The organism is Hymenobacter aquaticus (genome assembly GCF_004765605.1).
Lineage (GTDB): Bacteria > Bacteroidota > Bacteroidia > Cytophagales > Hymenobacteraceae > Hymenobacter > Hymenobacter aquaticus.
The window spans coordinates 889,197-908,906 of the sequence record NZ_SRLC01000002.1 but is presented as its reverse complement, the minus strand read 5'-3'; the positions used below and the strand labels follow the sequence as shown (position 1 = coordinate 908,906).

Genomic DNA, 19,710 nt, shown 5'->3' with positions numbered 1-19,710 from the left:
CTTTCGCCCGTTAATTCAGAATACAGTCTGTGATTTACTAGCCGAGTTGCTGGTGTGTAAGCAGCTCCCGCAGGATGCGTGCTGCCTTGGCCTCTTCAGGCCGCCGACGAGCCAGATGCCGGGCTAGGTAGCCAGCCAGTTCGATAGCCAGTTCCCGTTGGGTCAGGTCGGCGTAGTAGGTCGGAATATTGTGGGTCAGCTGCGCTTGCACGATAGCTCCGTCTTCGTCCCGCTCCAGCTGCATCAATGCATACAGCACCGCTCGCAGCACCGTGCCATATAGCTCTGCCCCTTCGCTCATCTCGGCCCGGCCCATTTCGCTCGCACTGCGCAGGCGGGCATCGTTGGCTTTCAGGCTGGCTAGTAGCACCTGGTAGTCCCTTACCTTAAATGCCTTGGCAAAGTTCTGGTAGTTATCCAGCGTCTTCACGTCCCGGTCTTCTAGGTCCAGCATCTTCAAGTAAAACCGTTCGGCTCCGTTCAGCTGCTTCCAGTGCCCGGCGCTGATTCCTTGCGGCACTAGGCATTGGTTGGCCGTATCCACAGCAAACTTGATTAGGCTGTCGACAAAAGTCTCCTGATTTCGCACCCGGGGGCGGGCAGCCTCAGTGGTCATGTCCCGCCCGTCTATTACGGAATAGCGCGTTAGCACACGCAAGGCCGCCGCGTAGCCGGCCATCTGGATGTCGGCATCCTCAAACACGTTTTCGGCCCGCTGCCGGCCCATCACCTGCTGGTTGAGGCCTGTAAGTTGCCGCACCTGCTCTTCTACTTCGTCTTGTATCTCATACGCTAGGTCATCGCGGGTGATGCGCAAGTTTTCTTCGCGCTTGCGCAGCACCAGTAGCACCGTACCCTTCACGTAAGACCCCGCCCGCAGGGCACTATCGGTTTCCGTCACCACATACCAAGCGGCCGTGGCTTGTAGGCCCGCCGCCCACACGATGTTGGCCATGTCGGCCCAAATAGTGCTCGACTGATGCGTGAACATCACCACCTGCAAGCCGTTGGCCGGCATGCAGGTTGCCATGCGGGCGTAGGCTGACACCATGCTTCGCCGAAACGCTTCGTCTTCGCCCTTTATGGCCAGTGCCCGCCGGCTGTCCCATACCCAATCTGCAAACTCAGGCGGCGGGCTTTTGCGCAGCCAGGCAATGAAGAACTCCAGTATCTCCTCATACTTCACCGCGTCCCCATAAGGCGGGTCGGTCAGGAAAATATCAATGGGCGTATTGATTTCATTGGCCGCGTGGCTGCTAATCTTGGTTTCTGAAAGAATAGAAAATTGCTTGAAAGAAGGCTCGAAAGAGTCACTTAGCGCGTCTGTTCCTCGTGTACCATAGTTATAAAGCGTGTTCATCGCTTGTGTGTCAAAAACACCTTGCGTTGCACCACCACCTCCAACACCTATATCCCATCTACTCAAACGGGAATTTTTATTAAGCATTCGAGTAAGCGCAAACTTGCCAAATGCATCTGACATGCTATTAGTAAAACCCGCTACTAGCAGTTGTCTGGCGTTGAACAACTGATGCCAGTACATCCACCCACGGGTGCGTATTGGCTCAATTGTTTTATCACCAGGCTCAATACGCATATCTGGTATCCAGCCTTTTTCCTGCCAGTCGGCTAAATGCTCGGCTACATACCGAGCCACTTTCTGCTCCCGTGCTAAATCATCCGCTGTCACAGCCCGAAACTCTGACCTTTCCGGCTCATCCCCTTGCCGTGGCCGCACCCACTGCACAGCGTACAACCGCTCTTGGTACAGGTCGTCGGGCCGGGGTTGAAAATCCGATTTCTCCCATTGACGCAGCCGGTTTCCGGTGCTGCCATCAGGACGGCGGTAGTCACCGCGCAGCGTCGATATTTTCGTGCGATACTCCTTACCATCTACTACGTGGTACAAGTAAGGTTCTCGACTGTTACCATCTGTCCGCACCGTGCCCCTGTCAGCAGCAGCTAGCATAGCAACGGTAGCTTGCTGCCGCAGTTCTATGTTGTAACGCTTATTTTCCGGGTCGGGCACCAGTTCAGCTACCACCTTGAAGCCTTTGCTCACTATCAGCTTTGGAAGCAGAGGCACCAACCAGCCGCTTTGCGGGCAGCGCGCCTCCAGACAATACAAAAACACTTTGGCACGCCAACCCTGTCCGTCAGATTCCACTTCCAGCCGGTCTACTTCGGCCTTCACCCCCTTCACCAACGCTTGCTGCGACTCGCGCAGCGCCTCCCGTTGTGACGCTGTACCACCTACGATGTTGAATGCCCCCCACGTTAGCATACAGGCAATTGGGTTGAGGTCCGACGCATACACATCACACCCCAGCCGAGCCGCCTCAAACGGAATCTGACCCGACCCTGAAAATGTGTCTGCTACCCGCGGCCGGTGCCCGAAGCGCATGATGCCCAACTGCTCCACCAGTTCGGGCAAGCTGCTGGCCTGTGTGCCTAGGTGGCTGTTCACCTCCTTCCAGATGTGCAACTGCAACAGCTCGGGCGCTACCTCTTCGGGCCGCAGTGCCGCCGACACCCGCTCGCGGTAGGGCTGCCCCCGCAGCACCAGGGCTTCCGCCTCCAAGCGACGGCGCTCCGGTGCCGTCACGTCGGCCCGCCAGTTTACCCGCAGCCCGTTCAATTCCAGCAGCAGCGCGCTCACCGGGGCCGCCACAGGCAAAGCCCCAGCCGGCCGCACCTCAAAGTAGTCTTCCAATCGGTTGAGCGGCACCAGGGTCAGTATTTCCTTCGGCGACACCGCCCGCTTTTGCCGGCCCGCCAGCGACTCGTCGTCCATGCCCAGCAGCATTTCCAGTATGGCTAGGTCGCGGGCCGGCTGGTCGGTGGCCGGCAGCAGGCAGCCCAGTAAGCACGCCCGATTCAGGATGAGTGGCTTGCGACCTTTCCAATACGAGCCAAGCGCCGTCAGTGTCTTGCCCTGTACGGCCATCTGCTCCTTGTATGCCTCGGCCGACAGTTTCTGCACCGGCATCAAGCGCTCAATCAGCGCGGGCGTGTTTGCCAGCGCCCCCGGCACCACACCCCCGGGCTGTGCCGTCGCGCGGACTTCTAATTTTTCAGTTGCGGCCACTTCCATCTAGTTGCGTCGTAAATCCAATAAGTAAACTCAAAAAAGAAGCCGCTTGCAGGTCGCCAGCGGCTTCTAAGACTATTCCGGGTCTGGCTCCAGCAGTAGCGAAATCTGGTCCGATTCGCGGGGCCGCCACGCCTTGGTCTTGGCCGGGGGCCGCTCCCCGTCCGAAAGCGCGTAAAACAGTGCCCGCCGCCATCCCCGATGCGCATCGTCTATGCCACCCGCGTAGCCCACGGTCTCCATAAACAGCCACCACCGCTCTTCGGGCCGAAAGGCCCGCCAGTTGTTGCCAATGATGTGCGCTTGCACCTCATTGGCGCTTTCCGCTGCCCAAGCCAGCACGCACAGTTCCCGCCCCAAGTGGCGTTCTACCAGCGTCGTGCCCACCGTCCAGCGGCCGGTGGCGTGGCCTTTAGCTTTCAACCGTTCGTTAAAATGCTGTCGCGCCACCTCTGCAATTATCGTCCATATTGGGCGACGCACCCGCACCCGGCTGGCTTCCAAGGGCCGCCCGTCCATCCCGCCCGCGTAGCCATAATCCTCCACGATAACCACCGGCTCGGCGCGGCTGGCGGGCACCTCCACCCGGAACGTGTGCGCCCCGTGCGTTGCCGGTGCCCCAAATCCCAATGTGGTTGCTTCCTTGCTCATTACTGTTCAATATTTTCTGATTTTAGCGGCAGCCCAAACTCCGCCGAGAACTGCTCCAGGTCATGTCCATTCGCAAAATGCGCCTTGTTGAAGGTAAGCACAACGGGAGCATCCTTATCAAATTTGTCTAGCAGCTGCGTGAGCAGGTTTTCTATAAAAGCCGCTTCCACAGCTATTTCGCCAACTGTGACGCCGGCCACCTTGTTGCCTTGCCCGATGTTCAGCCGGATAATCTCAAAAGTCGCCCCCTGTTGGCCAGCCAGTTTCAGGGCCTGAAAAGCCTTCTGCCGCGAATCGAGGCGGTAGCCCCCGCCCCCGTGCGTCACCAGCTTGGCTGGCTTCACCGGGTCAATCCGCACGCCGTCGCTGTCGACGGCCGCAAACGTGAACGTGGTACGCGCCTCCAGGTCTTCTGCCTCCGCGAATACCAACACACTCACTTCCTCATCGCTTAGTACAAGCGGCTCGTCGTACACCTTTCCGTGGCGCGGCTCGCTTCCATCCAGCGTGTAGCGAATGGTCCCCTTGGGAGCCACAAACAGTTCCAACGTACGCGGTGTGGCACTGTCATCCAACCGGTTGCGGATAATCAGCTCGTTCTTCCATACTTCCGGCTCGCCCGTGTCGTATTGCCCCGTTGGGTCATGCACCAAAAAAGCCACCCGCAGCGCCGAAGTCGGCAATATCTGGTCGTGCAGCTGCTGGCTGCTTTCGCTCACCGGCCCGTTCTCCGCGTAGTAGATAATCGGGCGCGGCCCCGCGTTTTGCGGATTGACGCGCAGGCGCACCTCCCCGGTATCATCCGGGCCAGACTCTACCACAAACTGCACCGAAGTCTTTTTCTTCTTTGGCTTCTTGGTTAGATGGTCCCTACCTATTTCCTCCCAGACCCCTCGGTTATACGCTAAGCGACGCAAATCATCCAGGCCCCGAGGTGGCAGCCAGTTCATTGCCGCTTGTTCGGCATACAGGTCCGACATATCCGACAGCCGCACCTCATCTTGCCCGGCGGGCCAGAGCAGCGTTTCCGCCTTCTCCCGGATGGCATCGAAGTTGGCTTCCACTTCCGAATAATATTTCAGCGGGTCCGAAGCCAGCGTCTTTTGTATTTGGTCCTCGCCCCGAAATGGCTGCCCCGGCTCCCGGTTCATATCCAGTGGCTTCGCCTGTAGCTTTGGCGTCTGGCCGCCTCGTGGAAACAATACCTTGTCAAACAGGGCATGAACGGTGGTAGTGAACGCAAGCTCGTAGTCCTGCTGCTTGCGTTCTAGTTCTTCCCGCTGCTGGTGATTACTGCCAATGAGGCTGGCCGCCTTTCCTGCAGCATAATGCTCGCGGGCAGCTTTCTCAATGCTGCCCATCGTGGACTTGTCCCCGGTCAACACACACAGGTTATTTTTCTGCGTGAGACCATCAAAGAAGCGTTGTACAGCTTCGGGCGGAATCTTGGAGTCAGGGCTGACAATCGCTAGTACCCTGGCCCGGCGCAGCTTGTCGGCTACCTCTTCAAGCTTCGGTAGTGCTAATACCTCTTCATATACACTCTTGCGGTGCGGCTTATACATCTCTTCAAGCCGGTGCCGGATAAGGCCATCAATCTGCACCTGCGGCGCAGTAGTAGCCAATTTTTGCAGCAGCTTGGTCAGGTTTTCCTGCTTACTGAAATAATAGCGCTCTGCTTCGGGCGAATGATGCACATACCAGGCACTTCGTTCCAGCGTGTCGAACGCTTCCAGAAACTGCGCTGGCTCCGATAGAGGCGAAATCAGACACTCCACCATTTCTTCCCGCGTCAGCCCCTTTACAGCATTGTGCGCTGTCGAAAGACTGGCCACGAAAACCAAAGTTCCTACCTGCTCAGCCCGTTCGTTGCCCGCATGTGCATCAATCAACTGTGCATGCGCAGACGACTGCGCGTCCCACAAGTCTTTTGCAATCACGTCGCGCATCCCCGATATCTCACTCAGCTTGTCGCGCACATCTTGCAAAGCCAGGTCGAAATGCTGAGCCCCAATCAGGTACACATCATTTTCCTTGCGCTCCCACACCGACTTTAGCAACCTGGATATGAACTCAATCAACCCGCGCGTTTGCTTGAAATCCTCGTTGTCCTTAAATAGTGCTACGAGGTTCTTGAGCCGTGGATGAAATGGGTATGTCGCGCTTATCTCGTCGGCGATAGACTCGGCCCCCCGGCTTGCTGTTTTCGATTTTGTGGCTTCTTCCAGTTTGCGAGCATACGCGCTGGCCACGTCGTCTATTACGCCTCGCTCTGGCAGCTTTTTGAAAAGCCGCTTGCGTAAGATGTCAAACACCTCATTGGTCGCCAAATCTACCGGGGTAATATTCTGCTCCCCCCTGCCCACTTCTTTCCGTGCATCACTAAGCGCCGTGTTAATGAGCTTGGAGCCAGTATCATAGGCCGCATCTAAGTCAGACACTACTACGCATACATTTTTCTTTTTACTGGCTGCTGTCAACAGATTTGCCAATGCCCGTGTGGCAATTGCCGCTACAGTTTGGTTTCCCGTCTGCTGCGTGTCCAGTATATGAAAATAAGGCGGCAATTCATCCAACAAAATCAGTGTCGGCTCATCGGCAGCGAATAGCTTTAGCCAATCCCGCTCATCCGGGGCTTTCGGCCCCCCAGCCCAGAAGCTACGAAATTCATCGGCCTTGCCAAGCTGCCCAGCCAGTTCACCCCAGAAAAACTCGTTGGGCGTGTTACGACCATTAAATGCCGCCACTCGCGCACTGCCAAAACCTTCGATATGCGCGATGCCGGCACTATACTTCCGGCGCAAATCCAGATTTTTAGCCAGTAGCCCTAGCCCAATAAGCAGGTGAGTCTTACCCCCACCCATGGCTTGCTTCAGGTGAAAGATAGCTTGATTCGATGCGCCCGCCAATCGAGCCATACTGCCGACCACCAGGTCTAGCATGCCTTGGGTCACGAAGGTTTTGGCAAAGAACGTTGTGCCATCGCCTTCACTTTGAATCAATTCGTCCAGTTGCTCAACCTGGTCGCTTACTCGGATTGCCGTTGCATTTTCTTGCAGCTCACAGGCATCACGGACTGTTTTCATGGTATATTCTATAATTCAATCAGTGTCTGAGTCAAATGCTTTCTTTAGATAAAAAGCAGGTCTTGGCAGCAAATCAAAGTACGAAGCTACTAGAAAAGCAGCAGCACACTACTAACCAAATTAGAACGGCCACTTTTAAGTCGTATGTACTCGATACTACCATCGTTAAAAGCTAAGGGGCCAATTATTTGAGCATCATGCCTGACCAGTTAGCCCTGCTTTTTGTAGTGGTGCAGGCTTAATTTTCACAACCCCACCAGCCAGTGCGTGCCCCCCTGCTGGTGTACGCCGACCTCCTCCTGAGCGGCGACGCCCGCAACCGTGAAGTTGCCCAGAAACTCTATGCTCGATATTTCCACCATCTCTCCTGAGCGGCGCTTCCCATCGGGCCTCAATCGGGTGCTGCCCACGCTAACCCGCGGACTTAAGCATCTCGGCCTCGAATTCTTTCTGGTCGGAGCCGTCGCCCGCGACTTGTGGCTGGACGCGCTGCCCCACGCCGCCGCACCACCGACGTAGACTTGGCCGTGCTCATTGCCCACGAGGCCGAGTACGAGCGACTACGCGCCTGGCTGGTCACCCACGAGCAGTTCACCGCCCCCACCAACAGCGCCTTCTGCTTGATTCACGAACCCACCAGCATTCAGGTAGACCTAATGCCCTTCGGTGGCATTGCCGACACGGAAGGCCGCGTCCAGGTCGCCGGCCAAGGCCTGAGCCGCATTTCGGTCGTCGGCTTGGCCGAAGTTTTGACCGTCGCCACACCCGTCAAAGTAAACGAGCAGATTACCTGACAGGCCGTCACCCTGCCAGGCCTAGTGGCCCTAAAACTGCTGGCCTGGGACGACCGCCCCGAGCAGCGCGGCAAAGACGACACCGACCTGCGCCTGATTTTGCAGCACTACCACGCCCTCATCGAAACCGACATCATCGAACGCCACTACGAGCTGCTGATTGCCCAAGACCCACAGGAGAAAGAGCTAATGCAGATGGTCGGCATCCGCGTCCTGGGTCAGGAGCTGCAAGCCCTCGTCGCCGTGTCACCCCCGCTCCGAACCTTCCTATACAGCATTCTTATTCCAGAAATCCATTTGACCACCACCAGCCGCCTGGCCCTGGCCATGTCCCAGCGTATCAGCCCCACTGATAAAATAAGCTCCAAAGTTGGCCAAAGCCAGAAATGGCTGCAGGCGTTGGCAACCGGGTTAGCCGGTGAGCTGCTGCCACCAGACCGGCCTACCACTTAGAACTTAAAACAGCAATGGGGCCAGCTAGTCGAACATCACGCCCGGCCAACTAGCTCCGTTCTTTCTAATTGTACAGGAGCCGGTTACTGACTGCAAGAATCTTCTCTCTACCTTTCTCGCCCTCTAAAGCCCGCCACGTTTTATACATGAAGATTATTTATCCTCACAAAGTCACAGCTCAGTTACTATACATCATTCACGAAGCTGAGCGGGAGCTAATCTTCGTCTTGACCGCGAAGTTTCCGTAGAATGGTCTGATAATAAAGTTCTGAGAATAGCTGCTTTGGGCAACAGCTTCACATTTCAGCTAGGTCATCCAGCCATTAAAGCAGTATTGGATGGCGTTGTATCTGAACGCGAAGCAGAGCATTTTCAACAAAAGAGGCACAATCACTTTACTACTAATAACATGCTGTACAGCTTGTTAAGAGAGCAAGGGCAGTATACAAGGATACGAGAAGTGCATACTGTTCTATTCTCAGACCGAACCCTGGACAAACTATCTGCTGCCGAACACCAACGGATGCTTAGTACTATTGAGAACTTCATTCGCGCTGTCCGTGCTCACAAAGACGACTATAGGTAGCTTAGCACTTTTACAAATAGCACACTTAGCGCCCGCTTGGTCAGTCTGACTTTGTCTAAATGCCAAAGTGAGTCCCATTTTGTCCGCTCGTTGGCATTTCTTCCCTATACCTCGAAATGCGGCCGGTCCTTGAACTTCGGCCAGTCACTTCCTCAATGTACTGTCGCATCGACCGCCTTCATCAGCCGCACCTCTACGAAGCCATGTTGCCCCTTTCCTAACCTTCTCCGCTTCCACCCCTTATTAAAGCATGATTGATTCTACCACTCAGTTGGGCGTGCTAACCAACATTCAAAATAAAGGCAAAAACGGCAGCAACTATATTACAGCTTGGATCGAGCGAAGACTGCCGCGCGAAATATTTTTGCAGCAGAATAAAATGCTGGATAAGGCTCAAGTCGCAGAGTTGGCTGACGGGCGGCTGGTCTTTTTTAGCAGCATATCCAGAATGCTGGATAAAGGCGAACGCCTCGATGCTATAAACTGCTCATTGGCGCAGCCGGCCCAGCTCCAGGAGTATTTGCTAGCTCTCGATGCCCCAGGTCGCCGTCAGCTCATCCATCGCTCTACTTCAGCTTTTAGAAATGTTCTGCTTGCGCAGCTGGAATTGTTTTTGGCCACTACGCTGACTGCGCAAGCAGAAACTAGCTTGTCAGACCTCCGTGACGAGCTTTCGCGGAAAGATGCTTCTCGGTCTGAAATACCGGCTGCTTCTCGCAACCCTCAACCACAAACCATTACTACTCCCCCCCTGGTTGAAAGCAGTTCATTCCTGCGTCACCTGTTCACCTCAAATTCGCCCGCCTATATCGCCCGCTTATTCCCCGTGTTGGTCGAAGGTATTCGTGCTATCACTGATGATGATGCTTTCCAGCAGGCTCTGTTATTAATTGAGGTGAATGCGGAATTAGCGGAGGGTAGCAAGACCGACCTGACGAACTCATTCTACCTGCTGGCAGCTCCTGCTTACCGTTTCCAGTTTTGGCTGCGGGGCTTAGTGCCCTACTGTGATACCGATGTTCTGCTGAGCGAACTTGCCAACAGTTCGGAAGCACAGCGTACGTATATTTTAGGGCGTTGTCAGCAGAATCCTGCTGTCCTGCTGGCAAGTACTACTTCGCCCGTGTCAACTCCATCTGTACCCATCCTGCAGGCCTATTTCCAGAATATCAAGGCCACGCTTCTCAATTCCTTAAGCGATGCCCAGTCCACTATCCAGATAGCCGTAGCATGGTTCACCCACGATGAGCTATTCACAGTGTTGTGCGAAAAGCTGCAGCAGAACATCAGCGTTGAACTGATTATCAACAACGATTATATCAACAATTGGGAATTTGGGCTGCCATTCTCCAAATTCATTGAGCTAGGCGGTAAGCTATACTTTAGCGAGCACCCTGCCATGATGCACCACAAGTTCTGCCTCATTGATGAGGCTGTATTGTTCAACGGTTCTTACAACTGGACCTACTACGCCGACCTGCGTAACGAGGAGAATGTGTTACAAGTGCAAGATTGCTCCACAACACTGGCCTCGTTCAAAGCAGAATTTGAGCGTATCAAGCAACATTTGGGCAGTCCGGTTACGAGCATTACCCCATTTCCCGCTGAAGAAATGGGCCGCTTCGAGCGCATCAACTTTCGGGAATATTTGTCGAAGGATATTGAGTCTCGTGTTACCCACACGCGCAAGACCCGTCCTACTGCCGATCCACAAAGGCTGGTGGCAATGCTCAATCAAGCCATTGAAATAGATGACCGCAACGAAGATGCTCGCCAACTACTGAAAGATGTTGCGCCAGCTGCAGTAATCGACAGTTACGCAATTCGAACGCAACAGGCCGTTCGAAAACAGTTGACGGTAACTCCTCAACAAGAGCAATTGGCCGCAACCGAACCAGCAGTATCTAAGCCAACCCTACCAACCTCTACTCCAGCGGAAACTCTTCCCCTAAGTTCGTCCGTCGCATTAATGCCTGCATCAAAACCTATTCAGCAACCGCCAACACCTAAACCTACCCCACCTCAACCAACGCTAGTTACTCCGGCAACTATCACAGTAGGTGCGTCACTGCCTACATCTACATCCAAACCTGCTGCTAGCATGCCTGCCCGACCCGTTACCAGCCCGCTATCCACAACAAGTGTCATAACTGCGGCAAATAAACCAGCCGTACCGTTATCAAGTCCACCACGCCAGTCCGTCAACACAAGTATTTCAATACCTGACACTCAGCGAACGACCGCGTTCTATAAAAATCTGCCTTTAGTATTCGCACTCGACTATTCGCGCTCGATGGAAAGTGGTGTTCAGGGGCATGAAGGTTATAAGCTTTATTCTACCGGCAAGATTCAGCAGGTAATAAACATGATTTTTGGTGCCGCGAAGGGCTTAACTACCACTGAAAAAATAGACATGTTCTTGTTCGAACAGAAGGCCATTCAATTGCCTGAAGTAAATGAGCAGAACCATGCCTCCTTTGTGCAGGAAGTGGTTATGAAACACACCATGGATGGCACGAACATCTACGCTCCGATTGAGGCTATTCACAAGAAATACGCTAATGGCTCAAGCGCTAAAGCAGGGGTTTTTGTAATACTTATAACTGACGGTGAAAACACCGATGCTGCGAATAATACCAAGATAAAAGCTCATTTTGCTGCGAATCACGCTACACCTATTTTCTGGCAATTCGTTGGCTTAGGTGCAAAATTTGACTTCTTGGAAGAAGTGGCTAATATGGCCCCTAATGCAGCCTTCTTCAATCTTAATGATGTGCAGACCGTTTCTGATGATACCTTACTCGAAAGGCTGATGCAGAAATTCCCAAAGTGGATTGAGCAGGTTATACCAGCTAAGTAGCCCTCACATAAAAACCTACTCTCCACTATTGGAAAGGCCGCTTTTTGTACACGATAAAGTCGTCAAAGGGGCCAAGCGAGTCCAGATAGGGCTCGGTGGAAGATCTGTAGTTCACCTCGTGGTCGCGTAATTCCTTCAGGTACTTAAGTGTGGGCAGGGCTCCCTCCCGGCTGAAGCGGTCCAGACGCCAAAACACAGCTAGGTCATATTTTTTCTGGTAAGCCTCCAGCAGCAATTACTTGAATTCAAAGTGGGCGAACTTTCCTCATGATACCTCCTCGGTGAACACTTTGTAAAGGGTGCCGTGCTGTTCGGCAAAGGCTCACAGCTGGTGCACTTGGTTCTCGAGGTCTTGGCCTTTGTCACGGGTTGACACCTGGGCATAGATAGCTACTCTCATGTTTGAAATTACTCTCCAATAAACGTTATATAAAAAGCGGGTGAAAAACCAGCGCTTTCAGCCCCTATGGCCCTCTGCTAAAGCCCTCCAACAAACGACCGTTATTTGGAGGGCCTCTACGCGGTCTATCAAGGAATACCTATGATAATTGTGATGGTTCAGGTACATAAACGGGTTTCAAACCCATGGACGCCCGACGATAAGGCGAAACCTGACAAGAGCAAGGTGGCACGAGTGACACCAATGCTCAATCAGTTTCCGAAAAGCACGTTCAACAAACACAAAGCCCCGCCGTTCTGAGCGCCATGTTTACATACATCATCAAGGACGGGGATAGGGACTTCGTAAAGATTGGCAAAGCGTTCGACGTGCGCAGGCGCATGAAGAATTTGCAGTGTGCAAACCCCTCACCCTTGGTGTTGCTGAGCGTCCACCCCAGCAACGTCGAAGCCGAACTTCACCAGCGGTTCAAAGCCTCGTGGCACCGAGGCGAGTGGTTCGTGTACACTGACGACATCAAGTCCTTCGTCGCCGATAGTCATGTCCAGACGCAGCAGCTACTTGCGGGTACCGTCACGCCCACGGTGCAAGGCACAGCGACGAAACTGATGCCGGCGGTCACGCGCAAGCAAGCACCGAAGAAGCGGGTGCTGCCGGCTTTCATCGAATACATACCCGTCGATGGCTACTACCCGCCCTACGCCTTCAACTTCACCGACGAGTTGCTTGACATGTCTCCGGTGACGGTGTACTTGGCGAAGCTCGTGGCGCGGCAAGCCGTGGCGTCGGGGCTGGACGAAGTTTTCGCGCCGCACTTCTCCGTTTACCTGAATCCGGCGTTGGGTATCACGGCGGAAACCATCGACGCCGACTTATGGGAAACCTTCATGTTTCTTCTTTTTCAGTATCGAAAGAACATACACAAGGGGCTGGTCAGGTACACACCTTCCCAAAACCACTCCCTTTTCGCCAAGATGACGTTGCCCTGGCAGAACGACCCAAGCGTTTCTTTTACCATCCGGCGTGAAACCCTCAACTTGCTGCTTGAACACCACCCGACCTTCCTGGACGAATAAAGTGTAAGAATGCATTCAAACAAATTAATCCCACTTCTCATGCCCGCAGGAGTCGAGTAAGAAGGAGGAAATGCAGGCGCTTCAGGTGATGCAGTTTGTTTAATATTTGAGGCAAGTGAGAAGGAAAAGGCTCTGAGTTAGTCGGCTGAAATATTTGGTCTGGCAGTACCGTGGTATCAATTAATCTGGAATAAGCAGTTCACGCAAAGTCTTTCTCCACTTCTTCGTGACTTCAAAATCACTCTGCCTGCTTTGCCACAGCACCTTGCTTTCGATTTCTTGGATTACTTCCTGCAGGATATCTTGAATACCATACAGCGCTTTTAACCGACCGTTGACTTGGTTTCCTGGCAGTTTCATATGAGGGTGAACCTGATAAGCTGCAGTTAGGTCGGAGACCTTTTGTAGCAACCTATTTGCCTGCCTTGCTAGCAACGCCTTGCCTTCTACATCTAGGAAGTCCCGGACCACGCCGCAGAATTGCTCGTGCAGTTTAGCAGTATGCTCACGCTCAACAAGACGCCTTTTTTCGGCTTCCACTTTTCCCCATTCATCATCCTCATCATCTTGAGTCTGCCATGTGTCATCTGGATGGTAAGAAGAAACACTCGGACTGACTGCAGAGACACGCGCGTCAGTGGGTGAATCGATTTGAAAGGGGAGTGAATTACCCTCTCGGAAGTGGCGGCCTTTACAGGTGTCACTGCAAAATTTCTTGTTAGGGCGGCCTTCTATGACCTCACCGCATTGCGGGCATTCCCTGATTTCATTTTTCATGTCAAAACGTTTTAGAATAAGCAGCAAAAGTTGATTTTTATGCCTAGAAACCGGTTTCAAACCGTTTTCCACAAAAGGCACAAATGCCCACATTCAAGAGTAAGCTATGTCTTTGGCGCAGTCGGTGGTGCCTGAATAAGCAGGCGTGCAACGGCCGTCTTATAAAAAGGCCGGCCTCTTCTTGTGCGGTAGCCGCTTCCATTTAACTCCACCACGATTTGCTGCAAGCTGGCTCCTTGCGCCCGCAGAAGTTGACACAAGCGTCTGGCTTGGCGGTTGCCAACTTGTTCCCACGCATTGTGCTGACGGACTTTTAAACTGCGCGCTCTGGCTTGGCTAGTGAGATTGCGAGGTGTACCTAATTGGAAGCCGCGGGCTTTTTTGGCCCCTAATGCCGCGCAGGTGCGTTGCGAAATAGCTTCTGCTTCGCGTTGGGCAACAGCAGCCAGAATGTGAATGGTGAATTCATCGGCTTGTGGAACGTCTACTGCTTTGAATCGCACCCGACTTTCCATTAGGGTTGCCAGAAACGCAACGTTTCGTGCCAGTCGGTCCAACTTCGCAACCAATAAAATGGCGCCTTCCTCACGCGCAAGCTCAACGGCTGCATGAAGTTGGGGACGCTTGTTGTTGCGTCCGCTTTCCACTTCGGTGAATTCGGCTACCAAATAAGCGGGGATACCCACAAACGCGTGCACGGCGGCTTGTTGAGCTTCGAGGCCTAAGCCCGACTGCCCTTGCTTCTGAGTACTGACTCGATAGTAGGCAACGTAGAGAACTGGGGTTGTCATATAGATGGTTTTAGGCGGGTTGCATTTGTTGAACGGGTGTTTGACAAATGCAACGAGTGAAAACTTCTTTGCAAAAGCGTCGATGGCGAGTGCTGTCCGGCCTGTCCGGTGTCCGGAAATCCGGACACCGGACAGGCCGGACACTTAAGGGGACGCAAGCCAGTCCGCGACCGTTGATTTGGGGATGCCGAGGACTTCGGCAATCTCCCGCACGGACTTGTTATCTTGATGCAAGGCCACAGCACGAGCCTGGTTCTCGGCTTTCTGAACAACCCGACTGGTTTTGCTCCCGCTACCGCGTTCAGCGGGAAGCGTACCCAACAGATACAAGGCGTGGGCGCGGCAGGTCTCAACAATGGAGATTGCCGCAAACACATCCTGCACATCAGCCACGATACGCTCTCCGGGAGCCAACCCGTGCTCGAAGCACCGGAGAAGGGCCAGAAGTCCCGCCAGGCGAAAGGTTGTAAGGCCCAACCGCAGCGCCGTACTAGCGCCTGCCGCCCCCGCAATTGTCACAGCTTCAGCTAAACCATCGCATCCCGCTGCGTTGAGCCTTGCCCACCCCTCACCCGTAAGTTCAACGTAGGCCTCTTGGTCCGCTACCGCCTGCATCATTCGCGATACCGCCGCCGATTGTTCTTCGAAAAAGGAGCCTAGGTTACCACGCCCGCCAGCCGGGCTGACGTCCCGCCAGGCGGCTGGCTGTTCGAAAGTGTAAAACATGATGCGGCTAAACAAGCCGTCTTCGGCCGTCGGGATAAGGCGCCTCAACTGGGCAGGGGTGCCGGTCAAGGCCAGCGAAATAGCTGGTGCCCCGATGTCAATTTGCTCACGGTCGGTTTTGCGCATCAACGACACTGGCTCGTGGTGAAACGCCTTGCGTAGCATATCGGAGAAATTGCCAAAATCTTGGCCCAAAGCGCCACTCAATGTATCCGCCTCCGTTTCGCAGATGATGCCACGGCCGTCATTATCCGCCAACGCGCGCATGAGGGCGGCTGCCGACGTGTTACCTGGGAGGTAGAGTTGTTTGAACGCAGGGGCCGGCGGGGGCATCTCAGCCGTAGTCTGCTTGCCTTTGCGCCGCGTTTTCCATTCCTGCAGTTGCAGCTGGTGGGCGTCGGCGGCTTGCTTACTGGCCAGCGTCAGGCTCTGATGCCATGGCCACGCCAGCTTTCGGGCCCAACTCATGGCCCCTTTGCCACTGGCCGCAGGAGCCAATATGAAGGTGAACAGGTTGAGCCATACCAGTGCACCGTCATAGATGCCCTTGACATTGGGGAAACAACCGGACAACACAGCCAGCGTGCTCAACAGCATTACATCCCGTTCGGCACCGGTTGAGAACTGCGCACAGCATTTGTTAAGCCATACCGGTAGCGAATCATATGCCTCCTTAGCGATAGAACCCGGTAGGGATTGAGCATGGGAGACAATTTCACTTTGGCCGGCTACCGAAAGGTTAAATGGCCGAGGGCTGGCGTGGCTAGAGAAGGGTTCTCTTCCATGCTCGTCCCGACGCTTTTTGTAAATGTCATGTATCGTACGGCTGATTTCTTTTTCGGTAAAATCTTCCGCTTGCCAGCGTGCTGCGTACGCTGTAAGCGTTTCCTCTGGCACTCCAGTTTCGTTACAAAAAAACGAGAAGGCCACTAACCAAGTATGGCGACCTCCTGGTCCGGGCATGGCGCCGTGGTGTTTTTCGTGTTGTACTAAGCACCACGGAAGAGCATCTTCGGTTAGTTGGCTGGTGAGAGCAAGGCTAAGGGCCGATTTGGCGAAGACCGGCGACTTGGGTACCCAGGCAGCCGTATCGAACGTTTGCGGTGCGGTTGCCATTACTAGAAAGAAAGGGTGTTGTGATACATCGGGTGAACCCAAGCTTCGGGGTCGTGGCAAGCAAAGCAGGCGCGGGCGACGTCCTTGCCGCTGGGGTCGGGAGTAAGACCATGGTGGTCCTGCAGGTATGCGCTTAAGGCCCGAAAGTTGGTTTGGTGGTCGTGCCCCAACGGCACGCGCACCATAGCCTTGAGGCCGTCGCCCGACGGACTGGTAAACAGCAGGTCGATTGGCAAGCTGGAATCTTCCAGTAGCCGGGTGCGCGCCGCTGGCAAGTCCGGCACGTGGTCGAAATCCAGCCCAAGCAAGCCGCTTCTTTTTATCAGGTAGTCGTTGGCCCGTTTGGTGAAGGTACCGCCCGGTGTAAAAGACGGGAGGCCCGTTTTTAGCCGTTTCCGCTCCTCGCTGGTGCTAGGTAGGGCGCGTAGCTGTTGAGTTCGCACGGCCAGATAAGGCCCTCGAATTAACTGGGCAATGTTCCAAAGTGTGACGTCTTTATGAGGCAGTACATTGGTAATAGGCGGCTTGAAATAACTAACCAGGGGGAGGGGGGAGAGCGCTGATTTGCCTTTGACGAGGTGAACGGACAGCCAGCTACGCGAAGCATAACCGATTTCACCGTAGGTCTCCTGCGTAAGCCATCCGGCCGCTATGGCCGCTTCCAGCGAAGCTTCTGGGTTCGCACACCCGGCTCGATGCAGACGGGGCAGCACCTGAGACCGGAGGTATAACTTATCTGGCTCTATAGCCGCGAGTAGTAGCACTGCTAGGGATGTAGGCCCACCCAATGGCATCGGCACCCCGTTGGGATACGATTTATTGACCAGCATCATGGCTTTGAGCTGGTTTCTGAAACGTTGCCGTTATTGGTCTGCGAAGCTAGGTGCATGGCCTCGCCAGTCAAGCTGAAATTGACTGCTTCGAAATGGCCGGAAGCCAAAATCGACATACTTTTGCTGCGGCTACCAACCACATCAAAAGCATTGAGCCTGTTAGTCTTCATAAGACTAACGGGCTTTTGTTGGTACTAGTGGCAAGCGTATTTACGGCGTCTTGAGCAATTTGCGCTTGCATCGCAGCAATCATGATACCACCGGCGTAAGTGCTCTCGTTGAGCTGGTGCTTCTCTCCTTTCAGAGGAGCACCACATGGGATGAAGACTGTTCCCATTCTACTGGTGGTTTGCATGACTACCACGCTTACCTTGGCTTACCCAAGCAAGTAGGTCAGCCCTATTAAAATAGAGCTTATTGCCTCGTTTGCTATTCGGAATTTGCCTGGCCGAAACCAAGGCATAGATCCTGGCCTTACTCAGGCGAGTAATCTCTTGCGCTAATCCTATACCGCCAATTTCATCAGCAGGCTTGGAGGCGCTACGCAGATGTTGCAGCGTTTCCAGCGACAATGCCTCTAAGTTGTTGAGTCGGGCATTGATTGACTCGAAGGGGTTGTTCATGGCTACTGTCGTTTGTTGTTTGACAGCAGCAAAGGGATAGATATGCGAAGCCCCTAACCGGTTTAAACCGGTTTCTATTTTCGCGCTTTCAACGTATCTATCTCACTTTCAACTTGTTTTTTTTGACTTGGATTCAGTAACGGAATGATTTCGGACATAGCTTTAATCATTGTTTTGCCCGTTTTCCCATCTACATTGACTCTATCTGAAGTGTTATATAAGCTAATGAACATTCCATACAATGCGGTGCCACTGGTCTTACTTACCCAACCGTAACTAGCAGCTATCTGTCGAGCGGGCTCTCCGTGCTCAATCATTTGGTCACGATAAACGTGAAGCAAGGCAATTGCTCTATGGCTCAACCTGCCTGCTGGCTTTGGTTCGGAGGGCATTTGCACTGCGCCAAGTGCCGCTTTCACTAAATCAGATGCTCGCTGCGCCCAAGGAAGACGATGATTGATAGTAACTAACAGCCTAGCGCAAAAGTCGTCCGCAACCTTCGCCATACTCTGCGTGGTCACGTCTAGCGTTCTATCCACTAAGGTGAAGTGAGGGATCAGAAGCACTAAATCAGCGAGCTTGGGCGAACCGTGCCCGAACTCAAAATCAACCTGCGAAGTCTCCGTAGTGCGGTAGCTGATAAGTCTGACTAATCGGTCATGCAGAAGATTCAGCTCGGGTTGGGCCGCTGGCATGTCATTTTGAAGGCGACTCAAAAGCATTTCAAAGCGCAACGTTACTTCCCCCTCATGATAGTAGTCAGCTACTGTTAAAACGTTAATTGGCTCACCTGATTGATTGCACTCTGGCACTAGTGCAATGCGCTCCAGAGACTCCATAAGCTGTTTTGCGGCGGCCTGTTGCCTCAGTTGCAACCATTGGCCTATGTGCTTTGCGTTCACCCGAGCCCGATGCAGGCTTTTCTTACGCGCCTCAATCCTGCTCATTTCCGACAAGGCATAATTGTCTTCGGTAAAAAGCGGGTTTTCCTCGTCTGGAAGAGTAAGTATGGGCTCAATCGCATCGAGAAGCCGGCGAAAACCAGCTAGAAATGCCTGCCTGTCCGGAGCATCATGAAATGCTTGTTCAAACTCAATAGGGGCCAACCAAGAGTCGGATTGGGGATAGTTCCACCAACGCAAGCTGGTTAAATACCTGGCCCATTCAGTGTAAATGTGTTCTTCGGTTGGATGAGATTGCACAGTCATTTCACGCATCTCCGGCACGTAGCTGCGTAGGTCGTTTAGAATCTTGGTCTTTAGCTTAATCTTCCACTTACGCTTCCTTGGAACGGCACTCTCAATTCCCCCTCTCAGTGTATATAGACTGGTTAAGGTGTGCCACGCCAGCAATAGGAGTTGTGAAGAAAAAACTGTTTGGTAGGTCTGCAAGTCTGGGCCGGTAAGGGCTGCAAAACCGTCGCTAGAGTTACTATGAAGAAACCTGTTTCTTATCCTGTAAACTCTAAGTTCCTCGACGAGCTCAGGTTCAAGTCTATCCGCTAGCAACTCAACCGGCTCATATCCCCCAAGCGCCTCAATTAAAAACGCCAAACCATTTTTTGTCAACGAGTTGATGATTTCGTCATTATCACGAGGTATTAACTCACCGAATCGTTCGAGTTTTAGAAACTGGCCTTCGAGGTATAAGGTCTGCTCCTTACTATGTAGGTTGAGGAGATTGTCTTCCAGTTCCTCCAATAAGTCTTGGTGTGCATTCAGTGCAAAGGCAGAAGCCTCTTCATTGTTAGCAAAAGTGAGTTCACCGGCAAACCCCTCCTGTAACAACCGAATAAATTTGTTGAATAACTTGTTGCTTAAAATGTTGGCCTTCATTAGTAAGGAATA

15 protein-coding genes are annotated in these 19,710 nt (G+C 53.4%); 6 read left to right on the top strand and 9 right to left on the bottom strand.

What is annotated here, in order from left to right; translation table 11 throughout:
• Positions 1–37: 37 nt before the first annotated feature.
• From E5K00_RS16480 to E5K00_RS16470, 3 genes are all read right to left on the bottom strand, one after another.
• Positions 38–3,094 (bottom strand): anti-phage-associated DUF1156 domain-containing protein, encoded by a 3,057-nt coding sequence (locus E5K00_RS16480; RefSeq protein WP_135464407.1) that lies wholly within the window; start codon positions 3,092–3,094, stop codon positions 38–40.
• Between the two features lie 72 nt (positions 3,095–3,166).
• Complete coding sequence (locus E5K00_RS16475) at positions 3,167–3,742, bottom strand: anti-phage-associated DUF3780 domain-containing protein (protein ID WP_135464406.1); 576 nt, start codon at positions 3,740–3,742, stop codon at positions 3,167–3,169.
• Positions 3,742–6,828, bottom strand: a complete 3,087-nt coding sequence (locus tag E5K00_RS16470; RefSeq protein ID WP_135464405.1) for an anti-phage-associated DUF499 domain-containing protein — start codon at positions 6,826–6,828, stop codon at positions 3,742–3,744. Before E5K00_RS16470 ends, E5K00_RS16475 begins: the two co-directional genes overlap by 1 nt.
• Before the next feature lie 263 nt (positions 6,829–7,091).
• Here E5K00_RS16470 and E5K00_RS23355 point away from each other — a divergent pair, with 263 nt between their 5' ends.
• The 6 genes from E5K00_RS23355 to E5K00_RS16445 all read left to right on the top strand — a co-directional run bounded on the left by E5K00_RS23355 (position 7,092) and on the right by E5K00_RS16445 (position 12,997).
• Positions 7,092–7,199 (top strand): type IV toxin-antitoxin system AbiEi family antitoxin, encoded by a 108-nt coding sequence (locus E5K00_RS23355; protein ID WP_135464404.1) that lies wholly within the window; start codon positions 7,092–7,094, stop codon positions 7,197–7,199.
• Positions 7,156–7,347, top strand: a complete 192-nt coding sequence (locus E5K00_RS22865; RefSeq protein ID WP_167856868.1) for a hypothetical protein — start codon at positions 7,156–7,158, stop codon at positions 7,345–7,347. The genes E5K00_RS23355 and E5K00_RS22865 overlap by 44 nt, the downstream gene beginning before the upstream one ends.
• Positions 7,305–7,622 (top strand): hypothetical protein, encoded by a 318-nt coding sequence (locus E5K00_RS16460; RefSeq protein ID WP_135464403.1) that lies wholly within the window; start codon positions 7,305–7,307, stop codon positions 7,620–7,622. The genes E5K00_RS22865 and E5K00_RS16460 overlap by 43 nt, the downstream gene beginning before the upstream one ends.
• Positions 7,623–7,646: 24 nt before the next feature.
• A complete protein-coding gene (locus tag E5K00_RS16455) occupies positions 7,647–8,075 on the top strand; it encodes a hypothetical protein (protein WP_135464402.1) in 429 nt (142 codons plus the stop codon).
• Between the two features lie 836 nt (positions 8,076–8,911).
• Positions 8,912–11,521 carry a VWA domain-containing protein gene (locus E5K00_RS23215; RefSeq protein ID WP_135464401.1) on the top strand — a complete coding sequence of 870 codons (2,610 nt, stop codon included), beginning with the start codon at positions 8,912–8,914 and terminating at the stop codon, positions 11,519–11,521.
• Between the two features lie 705 nt (positions 11,522–12,226).
• A complete protein-coding gene (locus E5K00_RS16445; protein ID WP_135464400.1) occupies positions 12,227–12,997 on the top strand; it encodes a GIY-YIG nuclease family protein in 771 nt (256 codons plus the stop codon).
• Between the two features lie 180 nt (positions 12,998–13,177).
• Here the strand turns inward: E5K00_RS16445 and E5K00_RS16440 are convergent, their stop codons facing one another.
• The 6 genes from E5K00_RS16440 to E5K00_RS16415 all read right to left on the bottom strand — a co-directional run bounded on the left by E5K00_RS16440 (position 13,178) and on the right by E5K00_RS16415 (position 19,698).
• The gene (locus E5K00_RS16440) at positions 13,178–13,867 is read right to left on the bottom strand and encodes a hypothetical protein (RefSeq protein ID WP_135464399.1); all 690 of its coding nucleotides are present in this window, start codon (positions 13,865–13,867) and stop codon (positions 13,178–13,180) included.
• A gap of 11 nt (positions 13,868–13,878) precedes the next feature.
• Positions 13,879–14,709 carry a recombinase family protein gene (locus E5K00_RS16435; protein ID WP_245328319.1) on the bottom strand — a complete coding sequence of 277 codons (831 nt, stop codon included), beginning with the start codon at positions 14,707–14,709 and terminating at the stop codon, positions 13,879–13,881.
• A complete protein-coding gene (locus tag E5K00_RS16430; RefSeq protein WP_135464398.1) occupies positions 14,710–16,407 on the bottom strand; it encodes a DUF3987 domain-containing protein in 1,698 nt (565 codons plus the stop codon).
• A gap of 2 nt (positions 16,408–16,409) precedes the next feature.
• A complete protein-coding gene (locus tag E5K00_RS16425) occupies positions 16,410–17,120 on the bottom strand; it encodes a BT4734/BF3469 family protein (RefSeq protein ID WP_167856926.1) in 711 nt (236 codons plus the stop codon).
• 458 nt (positions 17,121–17,578) lie between these two features.
• On the bottom strand, positions 17,579–17,863 hold the full coding sequence (locus E5K00_RS16420; RefSeq protein ID WP_135464396.1) for a helix-turn-helix domain-containing protein: 285 nt from the start codon (positions 17,861–17,863) through the stop codon (positions 17,579–17,581).
• A gap of 74 nt (positions 17,864–17,937) precedes the next feature.
• Positions 17,938–19,698 carry a hypothetical protein gene (locus E5K00_RS16415; RefSeq protein ID WP_135464395.1) on the bottom strand — a complete coding sequence of 587 codons (1,761 nt, stop codon included), beginning with the start codon at positions 19,696–19,698 and terminating at the stop codon, positions 17,938–17,940.
• Positions 19,699–19,710: the final 12 nt, after the last annotated feature.

Bases quoted from the DNA above. Each gene is read 5' to 3' on its own strand.
- E5K00_RS23215 (WP_135464401.1), top strand. From the start codon at position 8,912: ATGATTGATTCTACCACTCAGTTGGGCGTGCTAACCAACATTCAAAAT.
- E5K00_RS16440 (WP_135464399.1), bottom strand. From the start codon at position 13,867: ATGTGGGCATTTGTGCCTTTTGTGGAAAACGGTTTGAAACCGGTTTCT.
- E5K00_RS16475 (WP_135464406.1), bottom strand. From the start codon at position 3,742: ATGAGCAAGGAAGCAACCACATTGGGATTTGGGGCACCGGCAACGCAC.
- E5K00_RS16470 (WP_135464405.1), bottom strand. From the start codon at position 6,828: ATGAAAACAGTCCGTGATGCCTGTGAGCTGCAAGAAAATGCAACGGCA.
- E5K00_RS16415 (WP_135464395.1), bottom strand. From the start codon at position 19,698: ATGAAGGCCAACATTTTAAGCAACAAGTTATTCAACAAATTTATTCGG.
- E5K00_RS16420 (WP_135464396.1), bottom strand. From the start codon at position 17,863: ATGAACAACCCCTTCGAGTCAATCAATGCCCGACTCAACAACTTAGAG.
- E5K00_RS16430 (WP_135464398.1), bottom strand. From the start codon at position 16,407: ATGGCAACCGCACCGCAAACGTTCGATACGGCTGCCTGGGTACCCAAG.
- E5K00_RS16480 (WP_135464407.1), bottom strand. From the start codon at position 3,094: ATGGAAGTGGCCGCAACTGAAAAATTAGAAGTCCGCGCGACGGCACAG.
- E5K00_RS16445 (WP_135464400.1), top strand. From the start codon at position 12,227: ATGTTTACATACATCATCAAGGACGGGGATAGGGACTTCGTAAAGATT.